General features: G+C 66.1%; 10 protein-coding genes and 1 pseudogene. 6 read left to right on the forward strand and 5 right to left on the reverse strand.

Annotated elements, in window-relative coordinates; genetic code table 11:
- Positions 1–135 precede the first annotated feature (135 nt).
- Positions 136–957, reverse strand: a complete 822-nt coding sequence (locus tag ACZLHH_RS18465; RefSeq protein ID WP_180845402.1) for a DUF3014 domain-containing protein — start codon at positions 955–957, stop codon at positions 136–138.
- A gap of 153 nt (positions 958–1,110) precedes the next feature.
- Here ACZLHH_RS18465 and ACZLHH_RS18470 point away from each other — a divergent pair, with 153 nt between their 5' ends.
- Complete coding sequence (locus ACZLHH_RS18470) at positions 1,111–1,602, forward strand: hypothetical protein (RefSeq protein ID WP_049400792.1); 492 nt, start codon at positions 1,111–1,113, stop codon at positions 1,600–1,602.
- A 95-nt stretch (positions 1,603–1,697) separates the two neighbouring features.
- Entirely contained in the window at positions 1,698–2,408 is a 711-nt protein-coding gene (locus ACZLHH_RS18475) for a glutathione S-transferase (RefSeq protein ID WP_180845401.1), read from the forward strand.
- A 79-nt stretch (positions 2,409–2,487) separates the two neighbouring features.
- Here ACZLHH_RS18475 and ACZLHH_RS18480 read toward each other — a convergent pair whose 3' ends face one another.
- The 4 genes and pseudogenes from ACZLHH_RS18480 to ACZLHH_RS18495 all read right to left on the reverse strand — a co-directional run bounded on the left by ACZLHH_RS18480 (position 2,488) and on the right by ACZLHH_RS18495 (position 7,994).
- Positions 2,488–4,092: a SulP family inorganic anion transporter gene (locus tag ACZLHH_RS18480; RefSeq protein ID WP_180845400.1), complete on the reverse strand. Its 1,605-nt coding sequence runs from the start codon at positions 4,090–4,092 to the stop codon at positions 2,488–2,490.
- 674 nt (positions 4,093–4,766) lie between these two features.
- A complete protein-coding gene (locus ACZLHH_RS18485) occupies positions 4,767–6,485 on the reverse strand; it encodes a thiamine pyrophosphate-dependent enzyme (RefSeq protein ID WP_180845412.1) in 1,719 nt (572 codons plus the stop codon).
- Between the two features lie 132 nt (positions 6,486–6,617).
- Positions 6,618–7,475 (reverse strand): annotated as a pseudogene (locus ACZLHH_RS18490) (SH3 domain-containing protein).
- A 36-nt stretch (positions 7,476–7,511) separates the two neighbouring features.
- A complete protein-coding gene (locus ACZLHH_RS18495) occupies positions 7,512–7,994 on the reverse strand; it encodes a DUF3574 domain-containing protein (protein ID WP_071229653.1) in 483 nt (160 codons plus the stop codon).
- A gap of 214 nt (positions 7,995–8,208) precedes the next feature.
- On the opposite strand from ACZLHH_RS18495, the gene ACZLHH_RS18500 reads away from it, so the two are divergent.
- The 4 genes from ACZLHH_RS18500 to otsA all read left to right on the forward strand — a co-directional run bounded on the left by ACZLHH_RS18500 (position 8,209) and on the right by otsA (position 14,731).
- Positions 8,209–10,644 carry a TonB-dependent receptor plug domain-containing protein gene (locus ACZLHH_RS18500; protein WP_180845411.1) on the forward strand — a complete coding sequence of 812 codons (2,436 nt, stop codon included), beginning with the start codon at positions 8,209–8,211 and terminating at the stop codon, positions 10,642–10,644.
- A gap of 146 nt (positions 10,645–10,790) precedes the next feature.
- A complete protein-coding gene (gene otsB, locus ACZLHH_RS18505; RefSeq protein ID WP_032128814.1) occupies positions 10,791–11,549 on the forward strand; it encodes a trehalose-phosphatase in 759 nt (252 codons plus the stop codon).
- Between the two features lie 39 nt (positions 11,550–11,588).
- Positions 11,589–13,370, forward strand: a complete 1,782-nt coding sequence (locus ACZLHH_RS18510) for a glycoside hydrolase family 15 protein (protein ID WP_180845410.1) — start codon at positions 11,589–11,591, stop codon at positions 13,368–13,370.
- A complete protein-coding gene (gene otsA / locus ACZLHH_RS18515) occupies positions 13,367–14,731 on the forward strand; it encodes an alpha,alpha-trehalose-phosphate synthase (UDP-forming) (protein WP_180845409.1) in 1,365 nt (454 codons plus the stop codon). The genes ACZLHH_RS18510 and otsA overlap by 4 nt, the downstream gene beginning before the upstream one ends.
- Positions 14,732–14,753 lie beyond the last annotated feature (22 nt).

A 14,753-nucleotide genomic window follows, 5' to 3' on the forward strand; every position in this document is an offset into this window, starting at 1 on the left:
GGAAAGATGCGGTTGCCCCACCCCGTTTCAAGGGTGGCTGCGACTGCACCCCGAGGCCAGTCAGCCTGCGGCCAGCATGCCGGAACGGGTGTGGTCGGCGCGTTGATCCCGATCAGTTCCGCGCGGTGGAGGGACTCAGCGGGTGATCGCGCTGCGGATCGCCCGCAGCTGCTGCTTGACCGCCCGCGCCTGCGCCGGATCCATGCGCAGCAGGGCCTTCTGCCCGATCGAGCGTGACTGCAGGGTGGGATCGACGAAGCGATAGCGGCCCCGTTCGTCGCGCTGCACCAGCGGCGCCTGGGCCAGTTCCGGGGTCTCCAGCAGGTGGTCGATCACCGTGACCAGACGGTCGTTGAAATAGCCCTCGGGCCGGCCAAGGTCCACGTAAGCCTGCTGGATCAGCGGATAGAAGCGCTTGTAGGCGGTAGCCGTTGCCGCCGGGTCGAGCGCGGCAAATGCCTGCACGTAGGGCGCATAGCGCGCCGCATTGCTGGCGGCGATGCGTTCGCCGCCCTCACCCGCCTCGACCTGCAGGTTGCCCGGCAGCGGCCGCGCGGCCAGCGCGGTGGGTGGCACGCTGGGCTTGTCCAGGTTGTCGACCTGGGTGACCAGGCGCTGGATCAGATGGTCGCGCAACAGCAGGGTCAGCGGACCCTCGCCCTGGAACAGCTGGCTCAGCGCGCCCCAGGCAGCGGCATCGCTGTCAGCCAGCTTCGGCAGCGCCGGATCTGCCGCGGCCCCGGTATCCAGCGGATGCTTGATCGGAGGCGACGCTGGCGCGGGTTCTGCGGCCGCCTGCGGTTGTGGCGGTGCGCTGGTACTGGCAGGGGTTGATTGCACCGGCACCGAAACACCGTCTGCCAAGCTCTTCAGCTGATCGCGGAACAACCAACCGCCCGCGCCACCGATCACCACTACACCCAACACCCAGGGCCATACCGCCTTTCCACTCTGCATGATGCAGCACCTCGTTTCACACGCATGGAGAAGGTGTGACCCGGCTGATTTCCGTGGGTTCCCCACCCGTTCCGGTAAGGTTCGGGAAACGCGTTGACAGCGCAGTGCGACGGGCGGCCCAATGAGCAGTCCAGCCCCTTCGACGAACGACCCATGGAGCTTCGCCCGGAACCGGTGCCTTTCCGCATCAGCACGCTCGACCTGACACTGGTGTATCGAGAGCAGAACGCGAGCGCACAGGTGAACGTGGAGGCACAGACGCTGGAGGACTATGCAGCGCAGCCGGGCATGCGTTACCGCTCACTGCAGGTGGATTTCGAACTTGTCCATGAAGCGCGTTGCCGGGGCGGAAATTTTCACGAGATGCGCCACGGCGAGATCGTCGAGGAAACCGGACCAGCCGATGAAACCGCGCACTGGCGGCAAACCGGTCTCTGCCCTTTCCCCGGCTTCTACCGGGTCATCCACGATCCTGGCCTGGCGGCACTGCTCGCGCACTACGATCCCCGCAATGTCCACGACCTGCAGCTTTTCATCCTTGCCGCACATGACAGCTACGTTGAAGTGCTGGCCAAGGGATATCGCTACACGCTGGCTGGCAGCGTCAATGAACACGACATCATCACCGTCGCGCCATCGGCCTGAACACTCCGACATCCAACGCCAGGTAGGCATTGCACTCACGCCCGCTTTGCGCGAGCAGCGCGACGCTATGCATCCTGTCCCGTGGAGACACAGCCATGCAGTACGCGCTGTATTACTGGACCGGCATCCAGGGCCGTGGCGAGTTCGTGCGCCTGGCGCTGGAGGATGCCGGTGCCGACTACATCGACATGGCGCGGGCGCACGGCGATGCAGTGATGCAGCCGTTTCTCGATGGCAGCAGTGAAGGTGCGCAGCCCTTCGCGCCGCCGTTCCTGAAGGCCGGTCGCCAGGTCATCGCGCAGGTCGCGGCAATCCTGGATTTCCTGGGCCCGACGCTGGACCTGGTGCCGCAGGCGGCCTCGCGGCGGACGCAGGCACTGCAGTTGCAGCTGACCATCGCCGACCTGGTGGCCGAGGTGCATGACACCCACCATCCGATCGCTGCATCGAGGTACTACGAAGAGCAGAAGACCGAAGCCAAGGCACGCGCCGCGTCACTGCGCAGCGAGAGGCTGCCGAAGTTCCTCGGCTACTTCGAGCAGGTGCTGGCCGCCAACGGTGGCCGCCATGCACTGCGCGAGCACTCGTATGTGGATCTGTCGCTGTTCCAGCTGCTGAGCGGGCTGAACTACATGTTCCCACGCCGCATGCAGGCACTGGAACCTACCCTGCCCCTGCTGCGCGCGCTGCAGGAGCGGGTGGCGAAACGACCCAACATTGCCTCCTATCTGGACTCGGAACGGCGATTGCCGTTCAACACCAACGGCATCTTCCGCCACTACCCGGAACTGGACGGAGAGCGGTAGTGCCGGCCGCTGGCCGGCAGCTGCACACTACGTCCGAGGTCCATGAGGATGCGGGCCGGCGGCCGGCACTACCCTGGGGTCAGCTGTTCTCACCCAGCGGCTTCACCGCCTGCTTCTGCAGTGACAGCAGGCCCAGCAGCAGCGCCAATGCCACATAGGCGCCGGCGAACTGCCAGCTGATCATGCGCGCCAGGCCGTCCAGATCCCACGGCAGGTAGATGCCACCGCGCGGGTCCACCGAGTGGATCAGGCCGAACAGGGTCAGCACCGCCGCCACCAGCAGGAAGCCGCAGGCGCGGCGCAGGCGGCCATCAACCATGGCCGCCACCGCAGAGATCCACAGCATCGAGGTGATGATGAAGCCATTGCCGAGAGTGAAGATCACCGCCAGCTCAGGCAATCCGTGGCCATCGAGCTTGGTCAGCAGCTGCGGCAGCTGGTCCGGTGCGATCCAGCCTGGCGCCTTGATCGCCAGCAGGTACGCTACCGACGGCAGGAAACCGAACACCATCGCGCCGGTATGGTGGCGCGGCGTGGCCTGGAAGGCCTGGGTGGTGATGTCGATGGCCACGTACACGATGATCGGTGCCAGCACCGCCAGCGGCAGCCACTGCACCAGCCCGGAGATGATGCCGAGCATGCCGCCGATGCCGACGAACAGGCCGGTCAGCAGCGTGTAGCCGCTGCGCGCGCCCATGTGCTTGTAGGCCGGCTGGCCGATGTACGGCGTGGTCTGCGCCACGCCACCGCAGACACCGGCCACCAGCGTAGCCACCGCTTCCACCAGCAGGATGTCACGGGTGCGGTAGTCATCGCCGGCCGCGCGCGCGCTTTCGGAGACGTTGATGCCACCGACCACCATCAGCAGGCCGAACGGCAACAGCAGCGGCAGGTAGGTCATCGCGGTGGGCAGGCCGTCGAGGAAGCCCAGCGTCGGCAGCGGCAGCACCACCTGCGGCGGCACCCACGCCGGCACGTGGAAGCCCGGTGCGCCCAGCCCGGCCAGGCCAAGGCCGTAATACAGCACGGTGCCGAACACGAAGGCCAGCAGCACGCCCGGGCCACGCACCGGCAGCTTGCCTTTGGCGATCAGCACATACAGCAGCAAGCCCAGCGTGGTGAAGCCAACCAGCGGCGAGCGCAGCGTTTCCAGCAGCGGCAGCAGGCCCATCAGCACCAGCGCGATGCCGGCGATGGAGCCCAGCAGCGCCGCACGCGGCAGCGCGCGCGTGACCGCCTCGCCAAAGAACGACAGCACGAACTTGAGCACGCCCATGATGACCAGCGCGGCCATGCCCAGCTGCCAGGTGGCGATGCCCGCCTCGTGCGGATCCATGCCCTGCTGCTTGAAGGCGATGAAGGCCGGGCCGAGCACCAGCAACGCCATGCCGATGCTGGTCGGTGCATCCAGGCCGAGCGGCATGGCAGTGACATCGTCGCGACCGGTACGCGCAGCCAGCCGGCGGGCCATCAGGGTGTACAGCAGGTTGCCGACCAGCACGCCGAAGGCGGTGCCGGGGAACATGCGGCCGAACACCACGTCGGCGGGGAACTGGAAGATCCCGACCAGGGCCATGGCGATGAAGCCGAGGATGGAGAGGTTGTCGACGACCAGGCCGAAGAAGCCGTTGAAGTCGCCGGCGATGAACCAGCGACGCGGTGCGGCGGAAGCGGGAGCGGACATGGAAGGGGTGGTGGGGGTGGGGACCGCCGATGGTAGGCCCAGCGGGGCCCGGGCGCCAATTCCGTCGTGGAATGATGGGTTCCAGCCAACGGCGGGGCCCCTCGTGGCTGGGTTGGTCGCGGACAGCGATTTCTGGGTTGGGCCGGTCGGGATGGGCTGCGCAGGACACGCCGTAAACCCATCCCTGGGGCTCGATGGCGCCATCCATGGCGCCAACGGTCCTGCGCAGCCCATCCCGAACGGCCCCTGACAGTTTCCTGCGCGTGCCAGCCACGGAAGAGAATCAAAAGATCAAAAGCAAAGGCAGGCTCTCGTTGTTGCGCCGAGCCCATGCTCGGCTGCTGTACGCGAAGCCTCTCAGCCGAGCATGGCTCGGCTCTACAAGAACAATTCGATCATTTCCACGCTATCCACGCATGGCGTGGATCTACTGTGTCGACCAAGGTCGACACCTACCAACAGCAGCGATGATCTGTCGAAGGCGGGGTGGGTCCGGTTGCGGGGGCGTGAGCGCCATGGATGGCGCGACCGAGCTTACATGGATGTACTTGCAGCGTCCCCCGCAACCGGACCCACCCCGCCATCCCTCAGAAACCTGCTCCTGCTGTTGGTGTTGCCGGCCAGCGGCCGGCACTACCGCGGGTGCAGGGCGCAGCCCTGCATCAACCAACCCCCTACTTCTTCAGGAAGTTGTCCACCAGCAGATGCTTCACGTCGTCGAAGCGTCCGTTCAACACCGCCTTGGCCGCATACAGCGCGGTACCGGCCACCTGCTTGGCCTCGATCTGCGGCGGCATCACCAGTTCAGCGCGGCTGGTATGCACATCCAACAGCGCCGGGCCGCGCTGCGCCAGGAAGTCCTGCACCGCCTCCTCCAGATCCTCGCTGCGGGTCACCGTGCGTCCGTGGAAGCCGATCACCTCAGCCAGGCGGCCGAAGTCCGGGTTCTTCAGGTCGGTGTAGTTGTCCAGAAGACCTTCCACCTTCTGCTCCAGCTCGACGAAATTCAGCGAGCCGTTGTTGAACACCACCACCTTGATCGGCAGGTTTTCCTGCACGGCGGTCAGCAGGTCGCCCAACAGCATTGCCAGACCGCCATCGCCGGACAGCGAGATCACCTGCCGGCCGGGGAACGCCTTCTGCAGGCCCAGCGCCTGCGGCATCGCGTTGGCCATCGTGCCGTGAAGCAGGCTGGTCAGCGTGCGGCGGCGTCCGTTGACGCGGATGTGGCGCAACACCCACACCATCGGCGAGCCACCGTCGGCAGTGAACAGCGCATCATCGGTGGCATATTTCGACAGCAGCGCGGTCAGGTGCTGCGGATGGATCAGCTCGCCCTCGCCGGGCTGCTCTTCCTTCTCGCGCTTCTTCAGTGCCTTGTCACGGCGCTCGATGCACTCGTCCAGGAAACTGCAGTCCTCGCGCGGCGGCAGCATCGGCAGCAAGGCATCCAGCGTCGGTGCGATGTCACCGACCACACCCAGATTCACCGGATGGCGGCGACCCAGGTGGCTGCCATCGCGGTCGACCTGGATGATCGTGGCCTTGTCCGGGTAGAACTGGCCCCAGGCAAAGTCGGCGCCGAGCAGCAGCAGCGTGTCGCACTCCATCAGCGTGTGGAAGCCGGATTCGATGCCGAAGATGCCGGTCATGCCCATGTTGTACGGGTTGTCCGGCTCGACGAAATCCTTGGCGCGCGAGGTATGCGCGACCGGCGCCTGCAGGCGTCGTGCCAGTTCCAGCAGCTGCGGGTGTGCGCCCTGGCAGCCGGCGCCGGCATAGATGCCGATGCGCTTGCCCTGCCCCAGCAGCTCGGCGATGCGCTGCAGTTCGGCGTCGGACGGGCGCAGCACCGGCTGGGTGTAGTGCACTGAGAACGGCACATCGTGCTTCACCTCGGCCTCGCTGATGTCAGCCGGCAGGATCACTACGGCGACGCCGCGACGGCTGATCGCGGCCTGGCAGGCCAGCGCCACCACGCGTCGCGCCTGTTCGGCACTGTGCACCTGCTCGCAGAACACCGTGCAGCTGCCATACACCGCCTTGAAGTCCACTTCCTGCGGGAACTCCATGCCCAGCTCGCTGGTGACGATCTGGCTGGCGATCAGCACCATCGGCGCGCGGTTGCGATTGCTTTCGAAGATACCGTTGATGAAGTGCAGGCCACCTGGCCCGCAGGAGCCAGCACACGCCGTCAACTGGCCGCTGACCAGCGAATCGGCGCCGGCAGCGAACGCTGCCACTTCTTCATGGCGTACGTGCACCCAAGCGATCTCGCTGCCATGCATCGCATCGGTCACATGGTTGAGCGTATCGCCCACGATGCCGTAGCAACGGCGGACACCAGCCTGCTGCAGGGCGTCCACCACGATTTCGGCCACGCGCTTGCTCATCGGATACATCCTCGAACGGGGGAACATCCGAGGCTAGACCCGATGAAGTGATGCCACCGCAAAAAAAGGGGACGGAGGGAATTAAGTCGTTAACGGCACAAACGACTTAATTCCCTCCGTCCCCTTTTTTCTTCAATCGTTGACGTTGATCCAACCTTCCACCGCGCCCAGCTTCGGATTGCGGTAGCGCAGCTTCATCCAGCCATCCTGTTCATCCAGCATTTCCACACGGTCGCCCTGCACCAGATAACGCTTGGTGCTGGATGCACCGGGCCGGTCGAACAGGAACAGGCGCGCTGGCACCACGGTGGCCTGCTGGCCACGCAGCGGCCCATCCGGCGGTGCGCCCAGGCCATCAGCGATGGCGGTCTCCAGCACACGACCGGCGGGATCATAGGTACGCCAGACCGCCAACGGGCCCTGCTCGTCGCTCTGTTCCCATTGCAACGCGGCGTTCACCGTGTCGCCCAGCATCAGCACGCATTCGCTGCGGTAGAGATAGAGCTTCGCACCTGCAAACCGGTACTGGTCGGCGTACCACATCGGGCCACTGCGGCAGCTGCTGGTCAGGGTTCGAGTGGCAGCATCCACGCTCAACCCCATCAGGTCACCGCAGCTGTCCTTGCCATGGGTGTCGGCCTGCAGCGCGCGGAACCCGGCACTGGACGGATCGAAGCGGTACACCGTCACCGCTTCGTTGACCATGCCCACCGAGGCGCGCGCGACCAGTTCCGGGTAGCCATCGAAATCGACATCTTCGAGAGACCATCGCGAATTGCCATCGGCATCCGCCGCACCCGCCAGCGTCTGGCGCTTGCCTCACGGTGACAGCTGCACTGCGATGCTGCCGTCCTGCCGGGGATCGGCATGCGCCTGCACATGCGCGGCCACCTGGAAGCGTAGCGTTTCGCTATCGTCCCCACGCGCCTGCGCCGTCGGTGCCAGCACACCTGCCAATACCAGGCCCAGCAGGCATTCCCTGTAGTTCATCATCGCTCCCTGCGGCACCGCGGCGGCACCTTCAACTCAGAACGATACCTCGACCGCTTGCCGCGACCACAGCACCGATTGGTGCTTGGTCTGCTGCTTCCACGCCAGGCGGATCGCTTCGATATCAGCACGGCGCTGCGGGGTGTCCTCGTGCAGCACCACCAGCACCTTGGTGCGCAGGCGGTTGGGCGCGGCATCACCGCGGAACAGCCACTGGCCATACGCATCGAACACGGTCAGTCCATCCGGGAAGCGCGGGGTCACTTCCTTGTCCAGGAAAGCGCGCCACTGCGCATCGCTGATGGTGTCGGCCTGCGGGCGATTGCCAGCGCCCTGCTCTTCACCCACGCCGAAGTACAGCTCGCTGCGCACCCAACCGTGGCCGGCGGACGGGCGTGCGGCATCACCCTTCAGTTCGGCGGTGGTGGCCGTGGCATAGGCGCTGGGCGCCTGAGAGGACAGGCTGGCGCAGCCACTGGTGGCCAGCAGCACGGCGAAGACGAGGCCAAGGTGTTTCATCGGTACAGCTCCGGGGAAGGGGGACAAGGCGAGCCGGCAGCGTACAGCGCCACCGGTCCGGCGTGCTGATGCCAACGGGGCATCAACTCATGCCGGACCGGCAGGGACTTGCATCGGCACCGGCCATCACGCGAAGATAATATATCGCTTCATCCGGATGGATGTAAGTGAAACTATCTCCCCCTTCCCCGTCGTCGTTGTTGCTGGAGCCCCCATGTCCATCCGCCTGCCCGCGTCGCCGCTCGGCCTCGCCATCGCCCTCGCGCTTTCCTCCACCGCCGTCCCGGCTCTGGCCCAGGACGCTACCAACCTCGACACCGTGATCGTCACCGGCACCCGTGCCGCCGACCGCACCGTGCTCGAATCCACCTCGCCGGTGGATGTGCTCACCGCCGAGGACATCCGCAAGGCCGGCGTGGTCAACGGTGAGCTGGGCAGTGCGCTGCAGGCCCTGCTGCCGTCGTTCAACTTCCCGCGCCAGTCCAACTCCGGCGGCGCCGACCACGTGCGCGCCGCACAGCTGCGTGGCCTGTCGCCGGACCAGGTGCTGGTGCTGGTCAATGGCAAGCGCCGCCACCACACCGCGCTGGTGAACACCGACAGCAAGATCGGCAAGGGCACCACGCCGGTCGACTTCAATTCGATCCCGGTCAGCGCGATCAAGCGCATCGAAGTGCTGCGCGACGGCGCCGGTGCGCTGTACGGCTCCGATGCGGTGGCCGGCGTGATCAACGTGATCCTCGACAACGGCGGTGACGGCGGCGAGATCGAGGCCAGCTACGGTGCCAACCACACCGACCTCAAGCCGATCGGCCGTACCCTCACCGACGGCCAGACCGGCAACATCAGCGCCAAGGTCGGCACCTCGCTGGGTGAGGACGGCGGCTTCCTGCGTGCCGGCCTGGAGTACAAGCACCGCAACGGCACCAACCGCGCCGGCTTCGACCAGATTCCGCCGTGGGACCAGACGCCGGACAACCTGGCGCTGCAGGGCAAGCGCAACTACGTGCTGGGCGATGGCAAGAGCAAGGACATCAACCTGTGGCTGAACACTGAGATCCCGGTGGGCCAGACGTCTACGTTCTATGCGTTCGGCACCTTCAACCAGCGTGATACCGAAGGTGCGAACTACTTCCGCTACCCCGATGGCGACGCCAACTGGAAGCAGGTCTATCCGAACGGTTACCGGCCAATCTCCGAAGGCGAGAACCGCGACGTGCAGGCCGTGGCCGGCGTGCGCGGCCAGTGGGGTGAATGGAGCTACGACGGCAGCCTGGATTACGGCCAGAACGACTTCACCTACCGCCTGCGTGATTCGCTCAACGCGTCGCTGGGCCCGACCAGCCCGACCCGCTTCAAGACCGCCGACTACGAATACGCACAGACCGTGGGAAACCTCGATCTGAGTCGTGTGTTCACCCAGAGCGACAGCATCAGCCACACCCTGGGCCTGGGCGTGGAAGCGCGCCATGAGCGCTACCAGACCCGCCCGGGTGACCCGGCCAGCTACGCCGCCGGCCCCTACACCGATCGCCCGACCGGCTCGCAGGCCGGTGGTGGCCTGACCCCGCAGGATGCGGCGCGGCTGTCGCGCGACGTGGCCAGCGCCTACGCCAGCCTGTCCAGCCAGTTCGGCGAGAAGTTCTCCACCGATCTGGCCGCACGCTACGAGCACAACGACGATTTCGGCGGTGAGCTGACCGGCAAGCTTGGCCTGCGCTATGAATTCACCCCGGCGTTCGCGCTGCGCGGCGCGATCTCCAACAACTTCCGCGCACCGTCGCTGGCGCAGATCGGCTACGAATCCACCTCGACCGGCTACAACGCTGGCGGCCAGCTGGTACAGGGCCGCCTGTTGTCGGTCAACAATCCGATCGCCCGTGGCCTGGGTGCGCAGAACCTGAAGCCGGAAAAGTCGATCAATACCTCGCTGGGCTTTACCAGCCGCATCGGCGAGCACTTCGACCTGTCGCTGGACTTCTTCCAGATCGACATCGACGACCGCATCGCGCTGTCGGAGAGCATCACCGGTGATGCGCTGACCGACTACGTCGCCGCCAACTACGGCGTCAGCGGCCTGCAGAGCGCCAGCTTCTTCGTCAACGCCGCCGATACCCGCACCCGCGGCGCCGAGCTTGTCACCAACTGGCGCCAGTCGCTGGGCGATGGCCAGCTGCTGCTGACCGGCACCTATGCGTACACCAAGACCACGCTGAAGAACGTGCTGGCCACGCCGGCGCAGCTGCGTGCACTGAACCCGGACTACGTGCTGTTCGGCATCGAAGAAACCAACACGCTCACCGATGCTACGCCGCGTACGCGTGGCAGTTTCTCGGCCGCATGGAGCAACGACCACTGGTCGCTGAGCACCCGCGTGAACCGCTACGGCAGCGCCACACGCGTGTTCAACTTCGGTGATGGCTACATCCCGCGCCAGACCTACCAGGCCGAATGGCAGCTGGATGCGGAAGTGGAGTACCGCATCACCCCGCAATGGAGCGTGGCCATCGGCGGCCAGAACCTGACCGACAACTACCCGGATCGATCCAACAGCGATATCCACTACTTCGGCAACCTGCCGTACGACGTGCTGTCGCCGATCGGCAGCAACGGCGCGTACTACTACGGCCGCGTCCGCTATACGTTCTGATTCATCAGTCCGGTAGTGCCGGCCGCTGGCCGGCAACCTCAGGGTGCATCCAGGGACCATGACGGTGCCGGTCAGCGGCCGGCACTACCCAATCCGTAGCCTGCCCTCGACCCCACGTACACGCCCGCGCTGGCAAGCTGGGCGTCATGGCTGAACCGCTCCCCCTGCGTCCGCCACCGCCATTGCTGGATGACGCCTGCGCGTTGTTCCTCGATGTCGACGGCACCCTGATCGAATTCGCTGCACGCCCGGATGCCGTGCAGTTGCTGCCGGATGTGCGTGAAGCCATCGGCCGCATCAGCGACCGCCTGGAAGGTGCCGTGGCACTGGTCAGTGGTCGCCCGCTTGAGCAGCTGGATCAACTGTTCGCTCCCCTGAAATTGCCCGCCGCCGGCCTGCATGGCCACGAACTGCGCGGCGAAGACGGTCGCGTCCTGCGCGACGAACACGACGACGACACCGCCGAGTGGCTGCACGCGCTGCACCAGCAGGCGATGCGCTTCGCCCATGGCCATCCCGGCGTGCTGGTGGAAGACAAGGGCGTCGGCCTGGCGCTGCATTGGCGCGGTGCGCCGCACGCGGCAAGTGATGTGCGCGCCTTCGCCGACCGCCACGTGCGTGGCCGTGCCAGCTACCGCCTGCAGCCTGGCGACCATGTGGTCGAGTTCGTGCCTGTCGGCACCGACAAGGGCCGTGCCGTGCGCCGGATGATGCAGTACCTGCCCTTCCGCGGCCGCCTGCCGGTGTTCCTCGGTGATGACCTCACCGACGAATTCGGCTTCGATGCCGCCAATGGCCAGCATGGCTGGAGCGTACTGGTAGGCGAACGGGAACCCAGCAAAGCCGTGTTCGCGCTGCCCGACATACGCAGTGTGCACGCCTGGCTGCGTGAGAATGCCTATTGACCCGGCCACCCCACGGCCGCAACCGAGATGTACCGCGTGATGACCCAACCCGATCTTGATCTGGGCGTGGTCGGCAACGGCAGCTTCGGCGCCCTGGTCGACAAACGTGCCCGCGTTGTCTGGAGCTGCCTGCCCACCTTCGACGGCGACCCCACCTTCTGTGCCCTGCTCGGCCCCAACCAGCAGACCGGTGGCGACTTCGCCATCGAGCTGGAGGACTTCGCGAGCAGCGAGCAGGAATACCTGACCAACACCGCGATCCTGCGTACCGTGCTGCGCGACGCGCACGGTGGTGAACTGGAAATCCTTGATTTCGCCCCGCGCTGGCGCCAGAACGACCGTTTCTACCGACCAGTCAGCCTGATCCGCCAGGTACGACCCCTGGCCGGCAGCCCACGCATCACCGTGCACGCACGGCCACTGGCCGACTGGGGCGCACGCGTGCCCGAGTCCACCTGGGGCAGCAACCACGTGCGCTGGATCCTGCCCGAACACGTGCTGCGGCTGACCACCGACGTGCCGGTGCGCTTCGTGCGCGATGGCCTGCCGTTCGTGCTCAACCATCCCATCCACCTGATCCTGGGCGTGGATGAATCGCTCAACCGCTCGATCAGTGGCTATGTGCAGGAAGCCTTCCAGCGCACCCGCGACTACTGGCGCGAATGGGTGCGCTACCTGTCCATTCCACTGGAATGGCAGGACGCGGTGATCCGCAGTGCGATCACCCTGAAGCTGTGCCAGTACGAGGACAGCGGCGCGATCATCGCGGCGATGACCACCTCCATTCCGGAAGCGCCCGGCAGCGTGCGCAACTGGGACTACCGTTACTGCTGGCTGCGTGATGCCGCGTTCGTGGTGCGCGCACTGAACCGCCTCGGCGCCACGCGCACGATGGAACAGTTCCTCGGCTATATCTTCAACCTGGCCACCACCGATGGCACGTTGCAGCCGCTGTATGGCATCGGCTTCGAGGCCAAGCTGGACGAGGACGAAGTACCCAGCCTGTCCGGCTACCGCGGCATGGGCCCGGTGCGGCGTGGCAACCTGGCCTGGGTGCAGCGCCAGCACGATGTCTACGGCAGCGTGGTGCTGGCGTCCACGCAGTTGTTCTTCGACCGCCGCCTGCAGGACCCGGGCGATGCGCACACCTTCGCCCGCCTGGAACCCTTGGGTGAACAGGCGTTCGCCCTGCACGACGTGCCTGATGCCGGCCTGTGGGAGTTCCGCGGCCGCACCGAAGTGCACACCTACACCAGCGCGATGTGCTGGGCAGCGTGCGATCGCCTGTGCAAGATCGCCGTGCGCCTGAAGCGCGATGACCGCGCCCATTACTGGCGCGAGCGTGCCGACACCATCCATGCGCGCATCATGGCCGAGGCCTGGAGCGAGGAGCTGGGCCACTTCACCGACACCTTTGGTGGCCATCGGCTGGATGCCTCGTTGCTGCTGCTGGCCGACATCGGCTTCATCGACGCGCTGGACGCCCGCTTCATCGCCACCGTCGATGCCATCGGCCGCGACCTCAAGCATGGCAATTCGCTGTACCGCTATGTCGCGCCGGATGACTTCGGTGAGCCGGAAACCAGCTTCACCATCTGCACCTTCTGGTACATCGACGCGCTGGCCGCGATCGGGCGCATGGATGAAGCACGCGAGATGTTCGAGCTGCTGCTGAAGCAGCGGAACCACCTGGGCCTGCTGTCGGAGGATCTGGCCTTCGACAGCGGCGAGGCCTGGGGCAATTTCCCGCAGACCTATTCGCACGTCGGCCTGATCACCGCCGCAATGCGCCTGTCGCGGTCCTGGCAGGAGGCATCGTGAGTCGTCTGGTCGTGGTCTCAAACCGTGTGGCCGTGCCCGGCGAGAACCGCGCCGGCGGCCTGGCGGTCGGCCTGCTGGCTGCCCTGAAGGAACGCGGCGGCCTGTGGTTCGGCTGGAGTGGCAAGACGGTGAAGGAAGGCAGCGGCACGCTGCACCGGCAGAAAGACGGTGACATCGACTACGTCACCATGGACCTGAGCAAGCGCGAGGTGGACGGCTACTACAACGGCTTCGCCAATCGCACCCTCTGGCCGTTGCTGCACTTCCGCCTGGATCTGGTCGACTACGACCGGGGCACCCGCGAGACCTACCACAAGGTCAACGCGCTGTTCGCTGACAAACTGGCGCCGCTGCTGCGCGAGGACGACATCGTCTGGATCCACGATTACCACCTCATCCCGCTCGGCGCACTGCTGCGCGAGCGTGGCATCGGCTGCCGCATCGGCTTCTTCCTGCATATCCCGATGCCCTCGGCCGACCTGCTGCAGGCCATGCCCGACCACCTGCGGCTGTTCTCCGCGCTGTACGCCTATGACCTGGTCGGCTTCCAGACCCAGCGCGATGCAGATCGCTTCCAGACCTACCTGCGCCTGTTCGGTGGTGGTCGCGTGCTCGACAACGGCGAGCTGGAAGCACCAGGCGGGCGCCGCTTCCGTGCGGCGGCTTTCCCGATCGGCATCGATACCGAATTGATTGCACGCCAGGCCGGCACCGCCGCCACCAAGACCGCCGTAAAGAACCTGCGCGCCAGTCTGCGCGATCGCCAGCTGGCGATCGGCGTGGATCGCCTGGACTACTCCAAGGGCCTGCCCGAGCGTTTCCTCGGCTTCGAGCGCTATCTGGAGCGCCATCCGGATCAGCGCGGCTCGCTGACCTACCTGCAGATCGCCCCAGTCTCGCGCGGCGATGTCACCGAGTACCGGCAGCTGCGCAGCCAGCTGGAGCAGATCGCCGGCCACATCAACGGTGGGCACGCCGAACCGGACTGGACGCCGCTGCGCTACGTCAACCAGAACTTCACCCACGCCACCCTCACCGGCTTCTACCGGGCGGCGGCAGTGGGCCTGGTCACTCCGCTGCGCGATGGCATGAACCTGGTAGCCAAGGAGTACGTGGCGTCGCAGGACCCGGAAGACCCCGGCGTGCTGGTGCTGTCGCTGCTGGCCGGCGCCGCCGACGAACTCAAGCAGGCGCTGCTGGTGAACCCGCATGATCTGGACGGCGTGGCCGACGCCATCACCACCGCGGCAACGATGTCGCTGCGCAGGCGCAAGGAACGCTGGCACGCGATGATGGAGCACCTGCGCACCTACGACATCAATCACTGGCGCCGCAGCTATCTGGACGCGCTGGAAGGTTGAGGAAAAAAGGGGACGGAGGGGA

Source organism: Stenotrophomonas sp. 28608_Sma (assembly GCF_056486185.1).